The organism is Novosphingobium sp. BL-S-24 (assembly GCF_055521575.1).
Map to the genome: position 1 here is coordinate 668629 of NZ_CM145488.1, position 20467 is coordinate 689095.

18 protein-coding genes and 1 tRNA gene are annotated in these 20467 nt (G+C 63.0%); 13 read left to right on the plus strand and 6 right to left on the minus strand.

The window, feature by feature from the left end; translation table 11 throughout:
* Positions 1-534: a DUF6438 domain-containing protein gene (locus tag ACZ1JM_RS08400; RefSeq protein WP_465134373.1), complete on the plus strand. Its 534-nt coding sequence runs from the start codon at positions 1-3 to the stop codon at positions 532-534.
* Positions 535-579: 45 nt separating this feature from the next.
* Here ACZ1JM_RS08400 and katG read toward each other — a convergent pair whose 3' ends face one another.
* Complete coding sequence (gene katG, locus ACZ1JM_RS08405) at positions 580-2796, minus strand: catalase/peroxidase HPI (RefSeq protein WP_465134374.1); 2217 nt, start codon at positions 2794-2796, stop codon at positions 580-582.
* Between the two features lie 143 nt (positions 2797-2939).
* On the opposite strand from katG, the gene ACZ1JM_RS08410 reads away from it, so the two are divergent.
* The gene (locus ACZ1JM_RS08410) at positions 2940-4370 is read left to right on the plus strand and encodes an ATP-binding protein (protein ID WP_465134375.1); all 1431 of its coding nucleotides are present in this window, start codon (positions 2940-2942) and stop codon (positions 4368-4370) included.
* A gap of 153 nt (positions 4371-4523) precedes the next feature.
* Positions 4524-6134: a phospholipase D family protein gene (locus ACZ1JM_RS08415; RefSeq protein ID WP_465134376.1), complete on the plus strand. Its 1611-nt coding sequence runs from the start codon at positions 4524-4526 to the stop codon at positions 6132-6134.
* A 34-nt stretch (positions 6135-6168) separates the two neighbouring features.
* On the opposite strand, the gene ACZ1JM_RS08420 is transcribed toward ACZ1JM_RS08415, so the two are convergent.
* Positions 6169-6543, minus strand: coding sequence for a DUF4440 domain-containing protein (locus ACZ1JM_RS08420; protein WP_465134377.1), 375 nt, complete (start codon positions 6541-6543; stop codon positions 6169-6171).
* 228 nt (positions 6544-6771) lie between these two features.
* On the opposite strand from ACZ1JM_RS08420, the gene ACZ1JM_RS08425 reads away from it, so the two are divergent.
* Entirely contained in the window at positions 6772-8793 is a 2022-nt protein-coding gene (locus ACZ1JM_RS08425) for a carbon starvation CstA family protein (RefSeq protein WP_465135019.1), read from the plus strand.
* Entirely contained in the window at positions 8790-8975 is a 186-nt protein-coding gene (locus ACZ1JM_RS08430; protein ID WP_465134378.1) for a YbdD/YjiX family protein, read from the plus strand. Before ACZ1JM_RS08425 ends, ACZ1JM_RS08430 begins: the two co-directional genes overlap by 4 nt.
* Before the next feature lie 6 nt (positions 8976-8981).
* On the opposite strand, the gene ACZ1JM_RS08435 is transcribed toward ACZ1JM_RS08430, so the two are convergent.
* Complete coding sequence (locus tag ACZ1JM_RS08435) at positions 8982-9764, minus strand: enoyl-CoA hydratase-related protein (RefSeq protein WP_465134379.1); 783 nt, start codon at positions 9762-9764, stop codon at positions 8982-8984.
* 110 nt (positions 9765-9874) lie between these two features.
* Between ACZ1JM_RS08435 and htpX the strand changes: the two genes are divergently transcribed.
* Complete coding sequence (gene htpX, locus ACZ1JM_RS08440; RefSeq protein ID WP_465134380.1) at positions 9875-10813, plus strand: zinc metalloprotease HtpX; 939 nt, start codon at positions 9875-9877, stop codon at positions 10811-10813.
* 31 nt (positions 10814-10844) lie between these two features.
* Here the strand turns inward: htpX and ACZ1JM_RS08445 are convergent, their stop codons facing one another.
* Both ACZ1JM_RS08445 and ACZ1JM_RS08450 read right to left on the minus strand, forming a co-directional pair.
* Complete coding sequence (locus tag ACZ1JM_RS08445; RefSeq protein WP_465134381.1) at positions 10845-12251, minus strand: DEAD/DEAH box helicase; 1407 nt, start codon at positions 12249-12251, stop codon at positions 10845-10847.
* 161 nt (positions 12252-12412) lie between these two features.
* The gene (locus tag ACZ1JM_RS08450; protein ID WP_465134382.1) at positions 12413-12991 is read right to left on the minus strand and encodes a hypothetical protein; all 579 of its coding nucleotides are present in this window, start codon (positions 12989-12991) and stop codon (positions 12413-12415) included.
* Between the two features lie 160 nt (positions 12992-13151).
* Between ACZ1JM_RS08450 and ACZ1JM_RS08455 the strand changes: the two genes are divergently transcribed.
* A complete protein-coding gene (locus ACZ1JM_RS08455) occupies positions 13152-14573 on the plus strand; it encodes an FAD-binding oxidoreductase (protein WP_465134383.1) in 1422 nt (473 codons plus the stop codon).
* Between the two features lie 116 nt (positions 14574-14689).
* Entirely contained in the window at positions 14690-15505 is an 816-nt protein-coding gene (locus tag ACZ1JM_RS08460; protein ID WP_465134384.1) for a SapC family protein, read from the plus strand.
* Positions 15506-15808: 303 nt separating this feature from the next.
* Here ACZ1JM_RS08460 and ACZ1JM_RS08465 read toward each other — a convergent pair whose 3' ends face one another.
* A complete protein-coding gene (locus ACZ1JM_RS08465; protein ID WP_465134385.1) occupies positions 15809-16762 on the minus strand; it encodes an N-formylglutamate amidohydrolase in 954 nt (317 codons plus the stop codon).
* Between the two features lie 163 nt (positions 16763-16925).
* Between ACZ1JM_RS08465 and cpdR the strand changes: the two genes are divergently transcribed.
* The 5 genes from cpdR (at position 16926) to ACZ1JM_RS08490 (ending at position 20417) form a co-directional block, all read left to right on the plus strand.
* Positions 16926-17300, plus strand: a complete 375-nt coding sequence (gene cpdR, locus ACZ1JM_RS08470) for a cell cycle two-component system response regulator CpdR (RefSeq protein WP_465134386.1) — start codon at positions 16926-16928, stop codon at positions 17298-17300.
* 98 nt (positions 17301-17398) lie between these two features.
* A tRNA-Val gene (locus ACZ1JM_RS08475) sits at positions 17399-17473 on the plus strand.
* 196 nt (positions 17474-17669) lie between these two features.
* The gene (locus ACZ1JM_RS08480; protein ID WP_465134387.1) at positions 17670-18893 is read left to right on the plus strand and encodes an NADP-dependent isocitrate dehydrogenase; all 1224 of its coding nucleotides are present in this window, start codon (positions 17670-17672) and stop codon (positions 18891-18893) included.
* Between the two features lie 109 nt (positions 18894-19002).
* Positions 19003-20073, plus strand: a complete 1071-nt coding sequence (locus tag ACZ1JM_RS08485; RefSeq protein WP_465134388.1) for a PA0069 family radical SAM protein — start codon at positions 19003-19005, stop codon at positions 20071-20073.
* 71 nt (positions 20074-20144) lie between these two features.
* A complete protein-coding gene (locus ACZ1JM_RS08490; RefSeq protein WP_465134389.1) occupies positions 20145-20417 on the plus strand; it encodes a hypothetical protein in 273 nt (90 codons plus the stop codon).
* The last annotated feature ends 50 nt before the right edge of the window (positions 20418-20467 follow it).

Here is a 20467-nt window from a genome sequence, read left to right on the forward strand (position 1 = left end):
ATGCGCGCGCGGTTTCTGTTCGCCATCGCCCTGGGCACCGGGTTGCTTCCAAGCTGCGCCCCCCGCGTGCAGCCCGGTGCCCTTCAACCGCCTAAAGCCGCGGCATCCATGGAGGAGGAAATCCGCATTTCCCGCGGCCCCTGCTTCGGGTTTTGCCCGGTCTATTCGGTCGCCGTGACGCCATCCGGTAATGTCGCTTTCAAGGGAGAGCGGCATACCGAAGTGCTGGGTGAACGTACCCATGCCGTGGGGCGTCAGGGCTACGAAGACGTACGGCAAGCGCTGCAGGGGCTGCGTCCAGTCACCGGCGCTGAGCAGGCGTACGAATGCAAATCGCCCCTGCCCACCGACATGGCGAGCTATTCGATCGAATGGATCGCGGCCAACGGGACCCGCAGTGCGTTGACCTACAACACCGGTTGCCGTGATGCGGAAGCCCAGCAAGTAGGCGAGACGATCACCCGGCAGGTCGAGCGTCTGGGCGCCGACGGATGGGCGACGCAAAAGACCCGGCCTGGCGCCAACCGGGGCTGAGGAAAGGAGAGCGAGCGGCATGGACCGCTCGCTCTCCTTTCTCAATCAAGCGAGATCGAAACGATCCGCGTTCATCACTTTGGTCCATGCCGATACGAAGTCAGTCACGAACTTCTTGCCCGCATCAGCGGAAGCATAGACTTCCGACAATGCCCGCAACTGCGAGTTGGAACCAAAGGCAAGATCGGTGCGAGTCGCCGTCCAGCGCTGTTCGTTGCTGCCGCGATCGCTGCCGACAAACTTTTCGTCGCCGCTTTCATCGACCACTTTCCAGGCGGTGTTCATGTCGAGCAGATTGACGAAGAAATCGTTCGTCAGCTGGCCGACCCGATCAGTCAGCACGCCTTCCTTGCCATCACCATGGTTCGCGCCGAGCACGCGCAGGCCGCCGACCAGCACTGTCATTTCCGGTGCGGACAGGCCCAGCAACTGCGCTCGGTCAAGCAGCAGTTCCTCGGTCGGGACGCTGAAGCGCACCTGAAGATAGTTGCGGAAACCATCTGCTTTTGGCTCCAGCACCTCGAAGCCTTCCGCATCGGTCTGTTCAGCGCTGGCATCGGTGCGACCCGGAGTGAACGGAACTTCTACCTGACTGCCAGCATCAGCAGCGGCCTTTTCGACGCCGACGTTACCGCCCAGCACGATCAGATCGGCGATCGAGACTTTCTTGCCGCCGCTGGCCTTGCCGTCGAAGTCAGCCTTAATCCGCTCATAGACTTCGAGAACCGTGGCAAGCTTCGCAGGCTCGTTGACGTCCCAGTCCTTTTGCGGCGCAAGGCGGATGCGCGCGCCGTTGGCGCCGCCGCGATGGTCGGAGCCGCGATAGGTGGAGGCCGAAGCCCACGCCGTCGCCACCAGCTGAGTTACCGTTAGCCCGGATGCCAGGACGGCGCGCTTCAGTTCCGCGATGTCGCCTGCGTCGATCAGGGCGTGATCGACTGCCGGGATGGGATCCTGCCAGATCAGGTCTTCGGCCGGGACTTCCGGCCCGAGGTAGCGCGCCTTCGGCCCCATGTCGCGGTGGCATAGCTTGAACCAGGCCCGCGCGAACGCATCGGCGAATGCAGCGGGATCGTTGCGGAAACGCTCGGAAATCTTGCGGTATTCCGGATCGACTTTCATCGCCATGTCGGCAGTGGTCATCATCGTCGGCAAACGACGTTCGGGGCTATGCGCGCCCGGCGCCATGTCTTCCGGCTTCTGGTTTATCGGCTGCCACTGATGCGCGCCGGCCGGGCTTTTCACCAATTCATATTCGTAGTCGAGCAGCATGTGGAAGTAGCCGCCGTCCCACTGGATCGGGTTCGGCGTCCAGGCACCTTCGAGGCCGGACGTGATCGTGTGATCGCCCATGCCGCTTTCATGCCCGCTCTGCCAACCGAGACCCTGCTGGGCGATGTCCGCGCCTTCCGGTTCTGCACCGACCAGCGACGCGTCGCCCGCGCCGTGGCATTTGCCGAATGTGTGGCCGCCAGCGGTGAGGGCCACGGTCTCCTCGTCGTTCATGCCCATGCGAGCGAACGTCTCGCGAATATCGCGCGCGGAGCCGACCGCGTCAGGCTCGCCACCGGGGCCTTCGGGATTAACGTAGATGAGGCCCATCTGAATCGCCGCAAGCGGGTTTTCCAGGGCCAACCCTTCCTTCTCGTCGATGCGGGTCTGGCCGAGCCATTCTTCCTCGGTGCCCCAGTAAACGTCCTTTTCCGGTTCGAACACATCGGCACGCCCGCCGCCAAAGCCGAACACCGGGCCACCCATTGATTCGATCGCGACATTGCCCGCCAGGATCATGAGGTCTGCCCATGAAAGGGACTGGCCATACTTCTGCTTGATCGGCCACAGCAGTCGCCGCGCCTTGTCGAGGTTGCCGTTGTCCGGCCACGAGTTGAGCGGCGCGAACCGCTGCGAGCCGCTGGACGCGCCACCACGACCGTCACCGGTGCGGTAGGTGCCGGCGCTGTGCCACGCCATACGGATGAAGAACGGCCCGTAATGGCCATAGTCCGCAGGCCACCACGGCTGGCTATCGGTCATCAGCGCATGAAGATCAGCCTTCACCGCCGCATAGTCCAGCGTATTGAACGCCGTGGCGTAATCGAAATCCGAACCCATCGGGCTGGACGGGACGCCTCCCTGGGTCAGGATATCCAGCGAAAGCTGGTTGGGCCACCAGTCCCGGTTCGACCGTCCCGTCAGCGCCCGCCGGGCTACCGCGTTCTGATGTGGGCAACCGCTCAGCGGATCGCTCGTCTTCGCATCCATGGGTAGTCTCCTCTCGAAGCCCCGGAAGAAACGCAGGGCTTTCAAACCAATGCGAGCCGCCGGTCATGGTCGTCCCAGCTGCCCTGTGGGAAAGATAGCGTGCCGCGTTTGGGACGCAAGAACGGCACTCAGCGATTTGTTCGATGTATCAAATCGTTGCCAGGCAGTTGACGCGCGATACCGGGGGTGGGACCGCTGGTGTTGCGTTCGAGATGTCCTGCCCGCCGATCGCCAACGAGAGAGGATCAGAGGTGGCCCGCCCTTTCGCGCCGCGCTTCGCGGTCTACGTTGCTCTCGTGTTCATGCTTTTGGGCATGATGCAGCTTGCCGCCAGCCTTCTGTTCTACCAGTCGATCGACCAGCAAACGCTGGGTGAGGATCATGCGCGGCGTGTGGCGGAAATGCTGGTCGTCAGCGATCGCATCCACGCGCTCGATCCCACACTTACCGCGCCCACCATGAGCACGCGCCATCTGGCGGCCGCCGTGGCGGACAAACCAAGCGTCGATGTTCCCGGTCAATCGGATGCGCTGGAGGACATCGCACAGCGCATCGTTGAATGGGAGCCCTCGCTTGGCGGCAGGTCGCTGCGGCTGGCGGTGCGCAAGGTTGACCGCAACAAGCGCGACCTCGTCGGGTCGATCAAGCTGGGGGACGGCCACTGGCTGAACTTTCGATCGCGGGACATGAACGCGATGTGGCCGGTGGCCCTGCGCGCCACCGTGCTCACCCTGGCGACGACCGCCGCGTGCCTGTTCATCGGCCTGATGGCGCTGCATGTGCTTACTCGCCCCCTGCGACGCATGAGCGATGCTGCGGACGCGATTGGCCAGGGTCGACAGGTAGAGGTTACCGAAAGCGGATCGCCGGATCTGCGTAAGCTCGCCCATTCGATGAACGTCATGCAAGAACGCATCGCCCGTCTGCTGCAGGATCAGGCACGCTCGTTCGAGGCGATCAGCCATGATCTGCGCACACCCCTGTCCCGCCAGAAAATCGCCGCCGAGCTGATCGACGACGCCGAATTGGGCGACGTGATCCAGTCCAGCGTCGACGAAATGGAAAGCCTGCTTGCCTCGCTGCAACGTTTCCTGCGCGCGCAGCATCTGACGGCTGAATCGGAAAACCTGGACCTCGACGAACTGGTCCGCGGCGTGCTGTTCCAGTATGGGGAGCAGGCGGAAGTGTCGTCGGCAGGCCCGGCCCCTGTGCGGACCTTCCGCGAACCCGTCTCGCTCGCCCTCACCGCATTGGTGGAGAATGCGATCCAGTTCGGCACCCGGGCACGCGTATCGATCCAGCGGGAGGGCCGCCACTGGTTCATCGAAGTCGCCGACTCCGGTCCGGGCATCCCCTCGCAGTATTTCGAGGCGATCCTTGACCCCTTCTTCCGCATGGATGAAGCACGGGCACGGGATACCAAGGGTTTCGGCCTTGGCGTGCCCACTGCTCATCGCCTAATGATGCGCTTCGAAGGCGCGCTGTCTTTTGCTGCATCGTCAGACGGCAGCCTGATCGCCCGGCTCAAAGTGCCGATAGCGCCCGGGGGACGGACGCCCGACGCATCGCGCTGACCTTCTTTCTCCCAAGGCGCTTTGGTCCACGGGGTTGTAGCGCGAGCGCACCTCCTTCATTGCTGGGAAGGTAATGCCCAGATCTGCGCTATCCGATGCGCAGCATGATGCGGGCAAACACGACGAACGGACCCGATGCTAGGACACAGATCGATGATGCGGGCAGGCCCATGGCGAACGGCGCTGTTTGGTGCCGGCGGCGCCGTGGCGGCTGGCCTCGGCCTGATTTTCATCAATCGGCTGCCCGTCCGCAAATGCCCCGCGCCGGCGCCTGCGCCTGCCCGTCCTGACAGCACCCTGTGCCGGGCGACGGCAGACCAGGCTGCCAGGCATCCGGGCTTGTCCGGTGTCCACTTGCTCAGCGACGGTGTCGATGCTTTCGCGGCCCGGCTGCTGTTCGTCCGCGCCGCCGAGCGGACCCTCGATCTGCAGTATTACATCTGGCACGGCGACCGCACGGGAACTCTGTTTCTGGAAGCGGTCCACGCCGCCGCCGAGCGAGGGGTGCGCGTGCGCCTCTTGCTGGACGACAACGGCATCACCGGGCTGGACCATGTCCTGTCCGCGCTGAACGACCACCCCCAGATCGAAGTGCGCATCTTCAATCCATTCCGAGTCCGCTTTCCGAAGGCGCTCGGCTTCCTGACCGATTTTCCGCGCCTCAACCGCCGCATGCACAACAAGAGCTTCACGGTAGACGGCGCCGTGTCGATCGTGGGCGGTCGCAATATCGGCGACGAATATTTCGGGGCGGCGGACGGCGCGCTCTTCGCTGATCTCGATGTCCTTGCCGTTGGTCCCGTAGTGCGCGAAGTGGAATCCGAGTTCGACCGCTACTGGAACTGCGAGTCGGCATACCCTGCCGAACAGATCCTGCCCAAAGTCAGCAAACGTCAGCGCACCCGGCTCGTAAAACGCGCTTCGGTCGTGGAGCGCGATGCCTCCGCCCGCCGCTACGTTGAGCGTTTGCAGAGCCTGCCGCTGGTGCATGAGGTCCAACAGGGCACGCTCGACATGGAATGGGCCCATGTCGAGATGATCAGCGACGATCCGGCCAAAGTGCTGGGCGATCTCGATCAGGACGAGATGCTGGCCGGGCAGCTTGACAAGGCGATCGGCACGCCGGAGCAGGAACTGGCGATCGTGTCGGGCTATTTCGTGCCGGGCGAACACAGCGCCGAGCAGCTTTGCGCGCTTTCTGAGTCTGGCGTGGCGGTATCCGTCCTCACCAACGGCTACGCGGCGACCGACGTGGCGCTCGTCCATGCGGGGTATGCGCCATGCCGGGAACGGCTGCTGAAAGCTGGGGTGCGTCTGTTCGAAACCTCTCCCTCCGGCCGCGACGGTCCGTCAAAGAAGGAACGCCGCCGCGGCAACCGGCTGGGTGTCGGTAGCCGCCTGCGCGCCACGGGCAGCGGATCGTTTGCTGCGCTTAGGTCCGGCGCTTCGACCATCCATGCCAAGACGATCACGGTCGATCGCGAACGTCTGTTCGTCGGGTCCTTCAATTTCGACCCGCGATCAATCCGCCTCAATACCGAGCTGGGCTTCGTCATTCACAGCCAGCTGTTTGCTGCGCATGTCGCCGATGCGTTTGAGAGCATCATCCCCGATGCGGCCCATGCCGTCAGCCTCGCCCCTGACGATTCGCTGATATGGACGGCGAAAGATGGCACGGTGGATACGAGTGAACCGGGGATGAAGCTGGTCGATCACGTCCTCATCGCGATCTGCTCTCGCCTGCCGATCGCCTGGATGTTGTAACGGCTTGGGAGGGACAGCGCCCCTCCCTGCCTTGTTATTCCGCTCCCTGCGCGCCGAGGGTCAATGGCGGTGTCTGCTGGTGCTGCACGACGCGCCAGTCATCGTGGCCGAGCCGGTGCAAGGTAGAGGTGCAATGGGCCTCGTAATCGTTGCCCTCGCTACGCTTCGCTTTCACGCGATAGGCGATCACGATCAGCCCTTCCTGCGGCCGCTCGACCTTTTGTTCGCTGAATTCTGCGGTTTCCCAACGCGGTGTCTTCGCCATGGCATCCATCGCCTGATGGCCGCCCAGCACATACGGCGGTGCCGGCACCACGAACAGCGAGGATTCGTCAATCTTCGCCCGGTATTCCTGCTCGTCGCCCACCCACAGGCCCTTTTCAAATTCCCAGATGCGATCGTCTTCCATGAATGTCTCCTGCGGTCTTTCATCGGGAGTGTTCCGCGCGGCAGTTTGGTTGCGTGCCCAAGGCTGCACTGCGCCAAAACGACGTGCCTGCAGGAGCAGCGGAAAAAGCTGCCGCCTTAACGCCTTGGCCACCGGCCACGTCTGGCAATGCCGGTCGCTTCGTGGCAATTGCTGGAAAGGGCCGGCAACAAGGGAGCACGCGCGTTGAAGCACATACCATGGATCATCATGGCGATCGTCGGCGCGGTGTGCCTTGGCGTGCTGGCGGTGTCGCGCGGTGAGCAGATCAACGCGCTGTGGATCGTAATCGCGGCGGTCAGCACCTTCCTTGTCGCCTATCGCTATTACGCCCTGTTCATCGCCCGCCATGTGATGCGGCTGGACGGTCGCCGCGCGACCCCGGCTATCTACCGCGCGGACGGGCTGGACTACGTCGCCACCGACAAGCGCGTGCTGTTCGGCCACCACTTCGCCGCGATTGCCGGAGCCGGGCCTCTGGTCGGGCCAGTGCTCGCAGCGCAGATGGGCTATCTGCCGGGCACTTTGTGGATCATCTTCGGCGTCGTCCTGGCCGGTGCGGTGCAGGATTTCATGGTCCTGTTCATCTCGATGCGGCGCGACGGCAAATCGCTGGGCGAACTGGTCCGCATGGAGATGGGGCCGATAGCCGGGACGATCGCGCTTGCCGGAGCGTTCCTGATCATGGTGATCATCCTTGCGGTGCTCGCCCTGATCGTCGTTCGCGCGCTGGCCGAAAGCCCCTGGGGCATGTTCACCGTCACGGCGACGATCCCGCTGGCGCTGGCGATGGGCGTCTACACCCGGTGGATCAGGCCGGGGCGCGTCGGCGAAGTGTCCATCCTCGGTTTCGTCGGCCTGATCCTCGCCATCGTCTATGGGCAGAACGTCGCGGCGTCACCCGTGTGGGGACCGATCTTCACCTTCACCCCGCAGGCGCTGTGCTGGATCCTCATCGGTTATGGTGCGCTGGCGTCAGTGCTGCCGGTGTGGCTGCTGCTCGCCCCGCGTGATTACCTCTCCACCTTCCTCAAGATCGGGGCGATCGCGGCATTGGCGATCGGCATCCTGATGATGGCGCCACCGCTGCGGATGCCGCCGCTGACCCAGTTCGTCGATGGCGGCGGCCCCGCATGGTCGGGCAGTCTCTTCCCCTTCCTGTTCATCACCATCGCCTGCGGCGCGGTGTCCGGCTTCCACGCCCTGATCGCCAGCGGCACCACGCCCAAGCTGATCGGCAGCGAAACCGACGCGCCTTTCATCGGCTACGGTGCGATGCTGATGGAAGCGTTCGTCGCCATCATGGCGCTGGTTGGCGCGTCCATCCTCGATCCTGGCATCTACTTCGCCATGAATAGCCCCGCCGCTGTGCTCGGCACCGATCCGGCAAGCGCTGCCTCTGCCGTTACCGCGATGGGCTTCCCGATCTCCGCCGACGCGCTGATGCAGACCGCGAAGGACGTGGGCGAACACACGATCATTTCGCGTACCGGAGGCGCCCCGACGCTGGCGGTGGCGATGGCCGAAATCTTCAGCCACATCGTCGGTGGTTCAGCGATGAAAGCGTTTTGGTATCACTTCGCCATCCTGTTCGAAGCGCTGTTCATCCTGACCGCCGTGGACGCCGGCACGCGCGCCGGACGCTTTATGCTGCAGGACCTGATCGGCCTTGTCGCCCCATCGTTCCGTGCCGGCACGTCGCTTGTGCCAGGCCTTGTCGCAACCGGGCTGTGCGTCGCAAGTTGGGGCTTCTTCCTCTATCAGGGCGTGACCGATCCGCTGGGCGGCGTGAACACGCTGTGGCCGATCTTCGGCATCTCCAACCAGATGTTGGCTGCTGTCGCGCTGATGCTGTCGACCGTCGTGCTCTTCCGCATGAAGCAGCAGCGCTATGCCTGGGTGACGGTAGTGCCCACGGTGTGGCTGCTGATCTGCACACTGAGCGCGGGAACGCTGAAGCTGCTGTCCAGCGATCCGGCGGTCGGCTTCCTGGCCCACGCACGAAAGTTCGCCGATGCGGCAGAGGCTGGAACGGTACTGGCTCCGGCAAAGTCGATGGCCGAAATGCAGGCAGTGATCTTCAACGATCGCGTCGACGCCGGGTTGTGCGCGCTGTTCCTGGCCGTCGTCATCAGCCTGCTTGGCTTCACGATCCGCACTTGCATTGCCGCTTTGCGTGAGGATCGGCCGACAGTAAACGAAATGCCCGCGCAGATGGTACCGGCTGAATGAACCGGCTGCTCCACCGCGTGCGCGAGATGGCGCGGCTGATGATCGGTCAGCCGCCTTACGATACCTATCTTGCACACATGGCGCGGCACCATCCCGACGCCACGCCGATGAGCAAGGTAGAATTCTTCCGCAACCGCGAGGCCGCGCGGTTCAGCGGCGCTGGCGGCGGGAAATGCTGCTAGGGTTGCTTACTTCCCGGTAAAGGCAGGTTTGCGCTTTTCGAGGAAGGAATTCACTCCCTCCAGGAAATCCGCGCTGCGGCCAGCGTCGCGCTGCGCCTGCCGCTCTGCCTGAAGTGCGGTTTCGAGGCTGGAATCAAGCGCATTCCAGGCCATGCGTTTGATCATGCCGAGCGAACGCGGGCCGCGCGCAAGCTGCTTGGCGAGCTTCATCGCTTCAGCGTCCAGATCGGCTTCCGGCACGACCTTGGTTGCCAGTCCCCATTCGAGCGCGGTCTTGGCGTGCACCTTTTCACCCAACAGCATCATCTGCGTCGCGCGAACCCGGCCAACGGCCTGAGCGAGCAGGTACGTCGCGCCGCCATCGGGCACCAGGCCGACATGGCAGAACGCGCAGAAGAAATAGGCATCGTCCGCCATCAGGACGACATCGCCCGCCGCCGCCAAGCCAGCACCATATCCGGCCGCAGGTCCTCGAATCGCGGTGATCACCGGCAGGTCCATGTTCTTGATCGCCAGGATAACCGGGTTGAACGCGCGGTCGAGCTGCCCGCCCACATCGCGCATCGGATCGCTCAGCATGTCCTGCGCGGCGGCGAGGTTGGCCCCGGAACAGAAGCCCTTCCCCTCACCCGTGATCAGTACGGCGCGGGCGGCGCGGGCAGCTTCATCCAGCGCCGCGACGATTTCATGGCCCATCGCCTCGGTCACGCCATTCATTGTCTTGGGATCGTTTAGCGAAATCCGGGCGACGCCGTCCTCAAGCGAATAGAGGATATGCTGATACGTCATTGAAGCTCCTGTCCGGGTGGATGACGGCACTCTTTCTGATGCCTGCATGGATGCGGGTAAACTATTGAAACCGACTGGACACGGCCTAAATTTCTGGTGACCGAAAACCGATGGAGTACGCTCACGTGAACGGAATGAAGACGGCCATGCTGCTGGCGGCGCTCACCGCGCTGTTCATGGGCCTGGGCTATCTGTTCGGTGGCGCGGGCGGCGCGATGATCGCCCTGATCGTTGCGGCAGGGATGAACCTGTTCACCTTCTGGAACGCCGACTCCATCGTACTCAAAATGCACAATGCCCGTGAAGTGGACGCCGCCAGCGCGCCTGACCTCTACGGTCTGGTGGCCGAACTGGCGCGTCGTGCCGGTCTGCCGATGCCGCGAGTTTACGTGATCGACACCGATGCACCGAACGCGTTCGCCACCGGGCGCAATCCCGAAAACGCGGCAGTTGCGGCGACGACCGGCCTGCTGAACATGCTGACGCGTGACGAGGTGGCGGGCGTGATGGCGCACGAATTGGGTCACGTGAAAAACCGCGATACCCTGATCATGACGATGGTCGCGACGATTGCGGGCGCGGTGTCGATGATCGCCAACTTCGGGATGTTTTTCGGCGGTCATGGGGAGAATAGGCCCAACCCGCTGGCGGCGATCGCGGCGGTGATGATGGCGCCTTTCGCAGCGATGATCGTGCAGATGGCGATCAGCCGCACCCGCGAATTCGGCGCGGACAAGGCCGGCGCGGAAATCAGCGGCAACCCGCGCGCCCTGGCGTCGGCATTGTCGAAGATTGCAGGGCCTGCTGCGCACTTGCCCAATCCGGCGGTCGAGCGGAACCCGGCAGCGGCGCAACTCTATATCGTGCCGTCTTCCGTGTCGGACCTGTTTTCCACCCATCCGGCTACCGACAAGCGGATCGCTGCACTCATGGCGATGGAGAATCCGGCGGTTCCGGGGACTGATGCCGCTTTCTCGGAGAGCACAGCGCCAATTCGCACAACGGCGATGCGCGGGCGATCTGCCCTGGATCCCAATCGCCGGGGATAAGCATCACGCTCATCCCCAGCAGATCAGTTGATCAGGCGAGAGCGGATACTTTCAGGAACTCAGGAACCGGACCGTTCCAGCTGCCATCGTCGGCAAAGACCGGCTCTGGCTGGTTACGACGACTGGAACGCTGCGGTTCCTGCGCCGCCTGGTCGTCGCGACGAGGCGCGCGCTCCGGCCGCGGAGCAGGTTCGGTCCGCGCTGCCGGTTCGGCCACAGGTTCGCTGTCCGCATTCTTCGGCGGTGCCCGACGCGCGCGGGATTCGCGCTTGGGCTTTTCGTCGCGAGCAGGCTTCTCATCGCGCGGCGCGGGCGTTTCCGCCGCCGCAAGATTGTAGATCGGAATCGGCCCGCCGGTCAGCTTCTCGACATTCGCGATCGCTTCGGCGTCTTCGGGCGCCACGAACGTAAACGCGCGGCCAGTCGCCCCGCCGCGACCGGTACGGCCGATGCGGTGGACGTAATCGTCCGGGTGCCAGGGCGTATCGAAGTTGAAGACATGGCTCACGCCCTTGACGTCCAGCCCGCGCGCGGCAACGTCGGACGCGCACAGGATGCTGATGTCCCCCGCTTTGAAGCGTTCCAGTTCAGCGTTGCGCGAAGCCTGATCCATGTCGCCATGGATCTCACCAGCGGAAAAGCCATGGCTCTTCAGGCTCTTGGCCAGTTCACGCACGGTCGTCTTGCGGTTGGCGAAGACGATCGCGGTGGTCACGTTGTCGGTCCGCAGCAGTTCGCGAAGGGCTTCCCGCTTCTTGCGCGACGGAACCGCGACCTTGTGCTGAACGATGTTGAGGTTGTTCGATGCCGGGCGAGCGACTTCGATATACTTCGGGTTGGTGAGGAAGCGGTCGGCCAGCTTCTTGATGACCGGTGGCATCGTCGCCGAAAACAGCATCGTCTGCCGGTTGGTCGGCAGCTTGGAGCAGATCGTCTCGATGTCCGGGATAAAGCCCATGTCCAGCATGCGATCCGCCTCGTCGATGACGAGCAATTCGCAACCGGTGAGCATGATCTTGCCGCGTTCGAACAAGTCCATCAAGCGGCCCGGCGTCGCGATCAGCACGTCCACGCCGCTGGCCAGCGCCTTCACCTGGTCGCCCATCTGCACGCCGCCGATCAGCAGCGCCATCTTAAGGTCATGGTTCTTGCCGTACTTCTCGAAATTCTCGGCAACCTGTGCAGCGAGTTCGCGCGTGGGTTCAAGGATCAGCGAGCGCGGCATCAGCGCGCGGCGACGACCGTGGGCCAGAATGTCGATCATCGGCAGCACGAAGCTGGCGGTCTTGCCCGTGCCCGTCTGGGCGATGCCGATGAGGTCCTTCATCATCAGCACGGGAGGAATCGCCTGCGCCTGGATTGCAGTCGGCTCGGTATAACCCGCGGCGGTGACCGCTTGGAGCAATTCGTCAGACAGGCCGAGATCGGCAAAGCTCATAGGCGTACGGTTTTTCCGGAAAAATCGTGATTACTGGGGTGGTGCGGATCGCATGGAGCCGTGGCCCCGCCGCGATACCTTCCACACGACAGTGCGCCCTTTGCGGCAAATGGCCCCAAAGTCAAGGAAATCCACGCCCTGCCCCATCGCAGGCGACACGATCAGTGATCCTGCGGAACCAGTTCTCGAATACGGGTGAGCGTGCAGGTCATTCCGTTGCGCGCCAGCAGCGTGTCCCGCTCCACGCAAAGGCGGCCGTCTTCGTTACGCTCCAGTAGAAACCCAGAATAAAAATCGCGCGCCCGACAGGTACGACTGAGTTCTGCCGTTACCAGTCGGCGATTGCGCATGAACAGCATCAGGCGGTTCGCGCGGTCAGGCCGGACGCTGGCGATCCCTGCGATCGACAGGCATTTACCGATCTTGCGCTCGGTAAACTGGGGAACGCCCGGCCCACCTGGCATCCCCATGAACATGTCCGGCGGCATCGGCAGAGCTGCGCGGGGAGCGATGCGGATGGTCATGCGCTGCTCGATCCGCATCTGCCAGGCTTCCTGCGGGAAGGCATCTTCCAGCAGGATAGCGTCCAGCGGCGCGTCGGCCATCAGAGTGGGAACCGCATTTTGCGGCCAGGCGTACGCCTTGCTCGGCACCCCATCGCCAGACGAATCGTGATCGCGAGCACCCGCTGCCGGCAGCAGCAGGAAGATCGGATACAGCAGGACTGAGGCGAAGTTCATGCTCGATCGGGTTCCCGGACATCGGACATGCCGATATGGCTCCCTTATCGCAAGAGCTTGAATGGCCGCTTAACTCTTTGGCATCTATCGACTGTTCGAACGAGGCATTTCTGCCACGCGGGTGGTTAAAATGGGCACGGGCCTGTGCCATACCTTTCCCATGACAGAACCGTCCGCCTTTCTGGAAGCCGCCGCGACCCTCCTTGGCCCCCGTGGGCTGACCCGTGATCCCGAACTGATGGAACCGTGGCTGACTGATTGGCGCGGCCGCTTTACCGGGCGGGCCTGTGCCCTCGCATCGCCAGCGGACGTCGAGCAACTCTCGGCACTCGTCAAGTTATGCGCGCAGCATGGTGTGCCGATCGTGCCGCAGGGCGGCAATTCGGGCATGTCAGGTGGCGCTACCCCGGACGGCAGCGGCACTGCTCTGCTCCTGTCCCTGCGCAGGATGAACGCGATCCGCGCGATCGACACTGACGCCCGCCGCGCGATCTGCGAGGCCGGTGTCGTTCTCCAGACCTTGCACGAAGCGGCCGAAGCGCAGGACCTTCGCTTTCCGCTGACGCTCGGCGGCAAGGGTTCGGCCACGGTCGGCGGGCTGATTTCCACCAACGCTGGCGGATCGCAAGTGCTGCGCCACGGCTCCATGCGCGCACTCGTGCTGGGCCTGGAGGCGGTGCTGGCGGACGGGCAGGTGTTCTCCACGCTGACGCCGCTAAAGAAGGACAATCGCGGGTTCGACCTTAAGCAGTTGCTGATCGGATCGGAAGGGACGCTGGGCATCGTAACCGCTGCCACCCTGGCGTTGATCCCTGCCGTCGCGGAACGGGTCGTCATCTGGGCCGGAGTGCCATCGCTTCCAGCTGCGCGCGCGCTTCTGCTGTATTGCGACGGGCGGATGGGAGACGCTCTGGAAGCGTTCGAAGTCATGCCCCAGGCCAGCATCAATGCGGTGCGCGACCATATGCCGCAGGCCCGCCCCCCGCTTGAAGGCGACCACGCCTGGCATGTCCTTATCGAAGTGGTGGCGGATCGCGATGGCGCGGCGGGCCTGCGCGCTAGGTGCGAGGACATGATGGCTGAGGCGTTCGAGCAGGACCATGTCGAGGATGCTGCGATGTCCGCCAGCGAGGCGCAGGCGGAAGCCTTCTGGCTGATCCGCGAAACCGTCCCCGCCGCCGAGCGCGCCCGAGGCCCGGCAGTCCAGCACGACATATCCGTGCCGGTGGAGCGGATGCCGGATTTCGTGGAGACCACCGCGCCGATGCTGGAGGCCGAATGGCCCGGCACCGAAGCCATCGCGTTCGGTCATCTGGGCGACGGCAACGTCCACTATCACATCATCGCCCCCGCCGTGACCGATGGCCCGGCATGGCAACGGAACGAAGGCAAGGCGATCAGCCGCAGGGTACACGATCTGGTGACGCAGTGGGGCGGCTCGATCTCGGCCGAGCACGGTATCGGCCAGTTGAAGCGCGATGAACTTGCACGACTGGGCGATCCGGTGGCGCTATCCATGATGCGGGCGGTGAAACAGGCGCTCGATCCGCAGGGCCTGCTGAACCCCGGCAAGCTGATCTGACGCACCCGCCGCACGAAACGCCGGGAAGGCAAAGGCGCTACGCTTGCGCGGTTGCGGGGTAATCACTAAAGCGAGCGCCTTCGAAATTACTGCCCCATCCTTGCGGAGAGAATGCAATGGCCAGCGCGCCTCAGAATCCAGCCCTGCCCTTGTTCTACAAGGACCTCATCCCGCTCAATTCGCAGCAGCATCTGAGCTGGAAGACACGCGCCACGGACAAGGCCACCTGGCTGGCCGGCATCAACTCGGTGCCGCTGACCGTGGAAGAATTTCCGCAGGCGCAGCGCAACTTCCCGATCATCTTCACCGCCGGGCCGGACCCGATCCCGCTCGTGCTGATGGGCATGAACGACGGCGTGAACGTGTTCGTGGACGATGACGGTTCGGTAAACACGCCGATCTACGTGCCTGCCTATGCGCGCCGCTATCCCTTCATGCTCGCCAAGCTGCGTCCCGATGCGGACGAGTTGTCGCTTTGCGTCGATCCGACGAGCGATCTGGTGGGCGAGCAGGACGAAGGCGAACTGCTGTTCGGCGAAGACGGCCAGCCGACCGAAACCACCGTCAACATGCTCAAGTTCTGCGAGAATTTCGAGATTGCTGGCACCAAGACAGCTCAGTTCATGGCCGAACTCGCCAAGCACAAGCTGCTCATGGACGGCGAACTGAACATTGATATCGGCAACGAGCAGCCGTTCAATTATCGCGGCTTCCAGATGGTTGACGAAACCAAGCTGCGCGAAGTGCGCGGCGACGTTCTGCGCACCTGGAACCAGAACGGCATGCTGGCGCTGATCTATGCCCACCTCTTCTCGCTGGAGCTGGTGCGTGACATCTTCAATCGTCAGGCGACGCAGGGCAAGGTGCCCAACCTTTCCGTGACCAGCGACGCCGCACCGGCAGACGGCGCAGCAAACGACGTGAACGCCTGATTCACCACTACAAGGGCGGGGTTATGACACTTTTATCACAGTCCCGCCCGATTCCGCTTATGGTCAAAACAGGGCACTGGACATTTTCTTTTTGCCCTGCATGACGAATCTCTTGAATCTCTGAAAAGTGGTGCGTATGTAGGTGGTGCCCGGCCGGCGCTACCCTCATGGCCCGTTCGGGTTGGTGCACATCGTGCACCTCCTCCCTGAACCTTGGCCACCTCGCGCATCGCGCGGGGTGGTTTTTTATTGGCCGCTGACGAACGTAGCGGTTGAGCCCCGCATTGGCATAGCTCCGCCCGTTTATTCGGCAGCCAGCGCCGTATCCCGGTCGCCTGACCCACCGCTTAATTCTGCAACCACGGCACCCAGCCTTCGCACCAGCCCGGACAGGTCCTCTATCACCGCCCCGATGGTCTCCCCCGGCTCGACCATCGCACCATCAAGATAGCGGCTACGGTCGATCTCGATCTGCATGGCGTGAATGTTGTTCCGCACATCCGCGTGCCGCTCCAGCACATATCCACCCGCATAGGGCCGATTGTGAGCGGCTTCGCGATCGCATTGCGCGAAGTGCGAAAGCGTATCGGCGATGATGCTGGAATGACACGACGCCCCAAACCGATCGCCGATCACCACTTGCGCACCGGGTACGCCGTGGGGCGGCGCCAGCGGCGGCATCGAATGAAGGTCGATCAGCAGCGCCGCCCCCCACCGCGCCCGCATCTCGGTCAACGCCTGACCAAGGGCGGCGTGGTAAGGAGCATGAATGCCATCGACGCGGTCGGACAGGTCATGCGCATCGAGCTTGCGCTTCCACAGCTCCCCGAATGACGGCAAACGGCGCGGAACCAGCCCCAGCCCGCTTCGGGCGCGGCGGCTGGCAAGCGGCAGCCCGCCTTCGGGACGAGCGTCCCGCGTGAACATCTCCCAGTCGATATCCTCGACCGACCGGTTAAGATCGACCAGCGCACGCGGGGCATGGGCGATCAGCAGGCTAGCTCCGGTATTGGCAGCCACCCCCTGCCCCAGCATGTCGGCCAGCCGATCCTCCAGCCGCAGGACGATCGGCCCTGCATGGCGGAAATCGCGTAGCAGGCCGGGCGGATAGCTGCGTCCGGCGTGAGGAACCGCGATGATCACGGGAATTTCGGACGCTGTCGGCGCGTCCAACGTGAAGGCGGCGGCACCGGGCAGTCCGGGAATGCGGCCGCCCCGTATGGGCTGCGAATCATTCTCGTCCATAGGTCCAGTCATGCACGGACGCTGTGCGTTTTACGCACCCGTGTCAAAGCGTCCCGATCCCGGTCACCTCGAAATCGGCACGAGAATTTTAACGGGTAGCGGGTTATATGACGGACATAAGCCGACGCAGTGCGTTGCCCCCCAGCGAACGCCTAAGAAACTGGAAACTATCGCGATGATCCGCATTCTTCTTGCCGAAGACGACGACGCAATGCGCACGTACCTAACCCGGGCGCTCCAGAACGCGGGCTACAGCGTCGTCGCGGTCGATCGCGGAACTGCCGCCCTTCCCCTGTTGCGCGAAGACGATTTCGACCTTCTGCTGTCGGACATCGTCATGCCGGAAATGGACGGCATTGAACTCGCCCAGAAGTGTGCTGAAATTTCGCCGATGACCAAAGTGATGTTCATCACCGGTTTCGCCGCCGTCACCCTGCGCGCCAGCCGCGAAGCCCCACAGGCGAAAGTCCTCTCCAAGCCGTTCCACCTGCGCGACATCGTCATGGAAGTGCAGCGCATTTTCGGCCTTGCCGAGCAAGTCTCGCTCTGATCCCAAAAAACTTGATCAAGCCCCTTGCCACGGTAAAAAACCGCCGCTAGAGGGCCAGTCCTCCCACGGGGACACCCGGACGGAGCGCTCAATGGAATGGGCGTATAGCTCAGTGGTAGAGCACTATGTTGACATCGTAGGGGTCGCAAGTTCAATCCTTGCTACGCCCACCATTCCAGAAAACCCGCCGCGAAATCGGCGGGTTTTCTGCTTTATAGTCAATTTTTCCGGTTTCACCTGATCTTCACTCCGCGTCGTTGGTCAGGTTCGGCGCCGATAGTGAGGTACCCCACCAGCGTCGGCCTTGCCATGCGTGTGCTGCCTGCCTAGAGACGCGGGCAATTCTCACCCCAGGGGAGTCCCTTTAGAATGGCAAAGATCAAGGTTGCTAATCCCATCGTCGAGATGGACGGCGATGAAATGACCCGCATCATCTGGCAGTGGATCCGTGAACGTCTGATCCTCCCCTACCTCGATGTCGATCTGAAGTACTACGATCTCTCGGTCGAGAAGCGTGACGAGACGGGGGACCAGATCACCATTGATGCTGCCAACGCAACCAAGCAGTACGGCGTCGCCGTCAAGTGCGCGACAATTACGCCCGACGAAGCCCGCGTCGAGGAATTCAGCCTCAAGAAGATGTGGAAGTCGCCCAACGGCACGATCCGCAACATCCTTGGCGGCGTGGTATTCCGCGAACCCATCGTGATCTCTAACGTCCCTCGTCTGGTTCCGGGCTGGACAGACCCGATCGTGGTTGGCCGTCACGCCTTTGGTGACCAGTACAAGGCCACCGACACCCTGATCCCCGGCGCCGGCAAGCTGCGCCTCGTCTGGGACGGCGAAAACGGTGAAAAGATCGACCTCGACGTGTTCGACTTCCCGGCCCCCGGCGTCGCCATGGCGATGTACAACCTGGACGAATCGATCCGCGATTTTGCGCGCGCCTCGTTCAACTACGGTCTCAACCTTGGCTGGCCGGTCTACCTGTCGACCAAGAACACCATCCTCAAGGCGTACGACGGCCGCTTCAAGGACCTGTTCCAGGAAGTGTTCGACAAGGAAGGCTTTGCTGAAAAGTTCAAGGCGGCCGGCATTTCTTACGAGCACCGCCTGATCGACGACATGGTTGCCTCCGCGCTCAAGTGGTCGGGCAAGTTCGTCTGGGCCTGCAAGAACTACGACGGCGACGTGCAGTCGGACACCGTGGCGCAGGGCTTCGGATCGCTCGGCCTGATGACGTCGGTTCTCCTCTCGCCCGATGGCAAGACGGTGGAAGCCGAAGCCGCGCACGGCACGGTCACGCGTCACTATCGCCAGCACCAGCAGGGCAAGTCGACCTCGACCAACCCGATTGCCTCGATCTTCGCGTGGACCCGTGGCCTCGCCTATCGCGGCAAGTTCGACAACACGCCGGACGTGGTCAAGTTCGCCGAGACGGTGGAACGGATCTGCATCGAAACCGTCGAGAGCGGCAAGATGACCAAGGACCTCGCGCTGCTGATCGGCCCGGACCAGTCGTGGATGACCACCGAGCAGTTCTTCGAAGCAATCGTCGAGAACCTCGAGCAGGAAATGGCCACCTGGGCCTGATCTGAACCGGGCGACTTTCGTTTGAACAAAAAGCCCGTCGACCATCGCGGTCGGCGGGCTTTTTTTATGCCGCATTGACATTTGTTCTCTATTTGTTCAACCTTATGGCATGGATGCGATCAAGGGACGAGGAGCGGTCAGCGGCGCAACCAGCGCGCGTTTCAATCTTCCCACGCGGGAAATGGACGGCGACTGGCGAGACTGGTCGGAAGAAGTCGACGGTCCGGTTAGCCATCCGGCCACCACCGTCACTGAGGAACATCCGCGCTCTATCCTGTCGTTCAACAAGTCTCCCGATGTACCGTTCGACCGGTCGGTGAACGCGTATCGCGGCTGCGAGCACGGCTGCATATATTGCTTCGCACGGCCAACGCACGCCTACCACGATCTCTCACCGGGCCTTGATTTCGAAACCCGTCTGTTCGCCAAGCCCATGGCGGCGAAGCTGCTGCGGGAGACTCTGGCGAAAAGCGGGTACAGGCCTGCCCCGATTGCGATGGGGACCAACACCGATCCTTATCAGCCCATCGAAGCGCAGTACCGCATCACCCGGCAAGTGCTGGAACTGTGCCTGGAATGTGGCCATCCGGTCACCATCACGACCAAGTCGGACAGGGTACTGCGCGATCTCGATCTGCTGGAACCGCTGGCGCGCCGTAATCTCGTCCATGTCGGCATTTCGATCACCAGCCTTGATCCCGTGCTGTCGCAAAAGCTGGAGCCGCGCGCATCCTCTCCGGCGAAGCGGATGGCGGCGCTGGGGCGACTGATCGAGCATGGCGTGCCCGCGCACGTGTCGGTGGCCCCGGTGATCCCGGCAATCACCGACAGTTTCATGGAAGCAATTCTGGAGGAGGCAGCGCAACGCGGCGTCAGTTCGGCCACGTGGATCGTGGTGCGTTTGCCCCATGAAGTGGCGCCCCTGTTTCGCGAATGGCTGGCGACCCACTTTCCGGATCGCGCCGGAAAGGTGATGGCGACGATTCGCTCGATCCGGGGCGGACGAGACAACGATCCGGATTTTGTTACGCGGATGAAGCCGGAAGGTGTGTGGGCGGATTTGCTGCGTCGCCGCTTTAGGGTCGCGACGCAGCGGCTAGGAATGACCGGTCCCTATGTAGCGTTGGATTGTTCGCAGTTCCGCCGCCCTTCGCTTGATGGGCAGCTATCGCTGCTGTGAAATCCACGATCGGGAACCCACGACAAGAACGGCGCGTTTGGCCCCTCATCACCACGCAGGGAGTCGAACAGATGGCAGACGAGATTTACGAAACCCGCCAGACCGGCGAAGCTCAGCCGACTCACACGACGATCATTCGCGAATCGCCGCGCTCCAGCAGCAGCACCGGGATCATCATGGCCGTCATCCTGCTGGTCGTCGTGATTGCTGGCATCTACCTGTTCAGCCAGAATTCCTCTGAAAGCGCCAAGGACAACGCCATTGCCGAAGCGGCGAGCAATGTCGGCAACGCTGCTACCAAGGTAGGCAACGCTGCCGAAGAAGCGGTCAGCACGAACAAGTAAGCGTGTTTGAAAGGCGGTTGCCACCCGGTAGCCGCCTTTCCCGCCGCCCG

Coding starts and splice junctions, on each gene's coding strand:
- ACZ1JM_RS08400 (WP_465134373.1), top strand. CDS start 1: ATGCGCGCGCGGTTTCTGTTCGCCATCGCCCTGGGCACCGGGTTGCTT.
- katG (WP_465134374.1), bottom strand. CDS start 2,796: ATGGATGCGAAGACGAGCGATCCGCTGAGCGGTTGCCCACATCAGAAC.
- ACZ1JM_RS08410 (WP_465134375.1), top strand. CDS start 2,940: ATGTATCAAATCGTTGCCAGGCAGTTGACGCGCGATACCGGGGGTGGG.
- ACZ1JM_RS08415 (WP_465134376.1), top strand. CDS start 4,524: ATGATGCGGGCAGGCCCATGGCGAACGGCGCTGTTTGGTGCCGGCGGC.
- ACZ1JM_RS08420 (WP_465134377.1), bottom strand. CDS start 6,543: ATGGAAGACGATCGCATCTGGGAATTTGAAAAGGGCCTGTGGGTGGGC.
- ACZ1JM_RS08425 (WP_465135019.1), top strand. CDS start 6,772: ATGGCGATCGTCGGCGCGGTGTGCCTTGGCGTGCTGGCGGTGTCGCGC.
- ACZ1JM_RS08430 (WP_465134378.1), top strand. CDS start 8,790: ATGAACCGGCTGCTCCACCGCGTGCGCGAGATGGCGCGGCTGATGATC.
- ACZ1JM_RS08435 (WP_465134379.1), bottom strand. CDS start 9,764: ATGACGTATCAGCATATCCTCTATTCGCTTGAGGACGGCGTCGCCCGG.
- htpX (WP_465134380.1), top strand. CDS start 9,875: ATGGAGTACGCTCACGTGAACGGAATGAAGACGGCCATGCTGCTGGCG.
- ACZ1JM_RS08445 (WP_465134381.1), bottom strand. CDS start 12,251: ATGAGCTTTGCCGATCTCGGCCTGTCTGACGAATTGCTCCAAGCGGTC.
- ACZ1JM_RS08450 (WP_465134382.1), bottom strand. CDS start 12,991: ATGAACTTCGCCTCAGTCCTGCTGTATCCGATCTTCCTGCTGCTGCCG.
- ACZ1JM_RS08455 (WP_465134383.1), top strand. CDS start 13,152: ATGACAGAACCGTCCGCCTTTCTGGAAGCCGCCGCGACCCTCCTTGGC.
- ACZ1JM_RS08460 (WP_465134384.1), top strand. CDS start 14,690: ATGGCCAGCGCGCCTCAGAATCCAGCCCTGCCCTTGTTCTACAAGGAC.
- ACZ1JM_RS08465 (WP_465134385.1), bottom strand. CDS start 16,762: ATGACTGGACCTATGGACGAGAATGATTCGCAGCCCATACGGGGCGGC.
- cpdR (WP_465134386.1), top strand. CDS start 16,926: ATGATCCGCATTCTTCTTGCCGAAGACGACGACGCAATGCGCACGTAC.
- ACZ1JM_RS08480 (WP_465134387.1), top strand. CDS start 17,670: ATGGCAAAGATCAAGGTTGCTAATCCCATCGTCGAGATGGACGGCGAT.
- ACZ1JM_RS08485 (WP_465134388.1), top strand. CDS start 19,003: ATGGATGCGATCAAGGGACGAGGAGCGGTCAGCGGCGCAACCAGCGCG.
- ACZ1JM_RS08490 (WP_465134389.1), top strand. CDS start 20,145: ATGGCAGACGAGATTTACGAAACCCGCCAGACCGGCGAAGCTCAGCCG.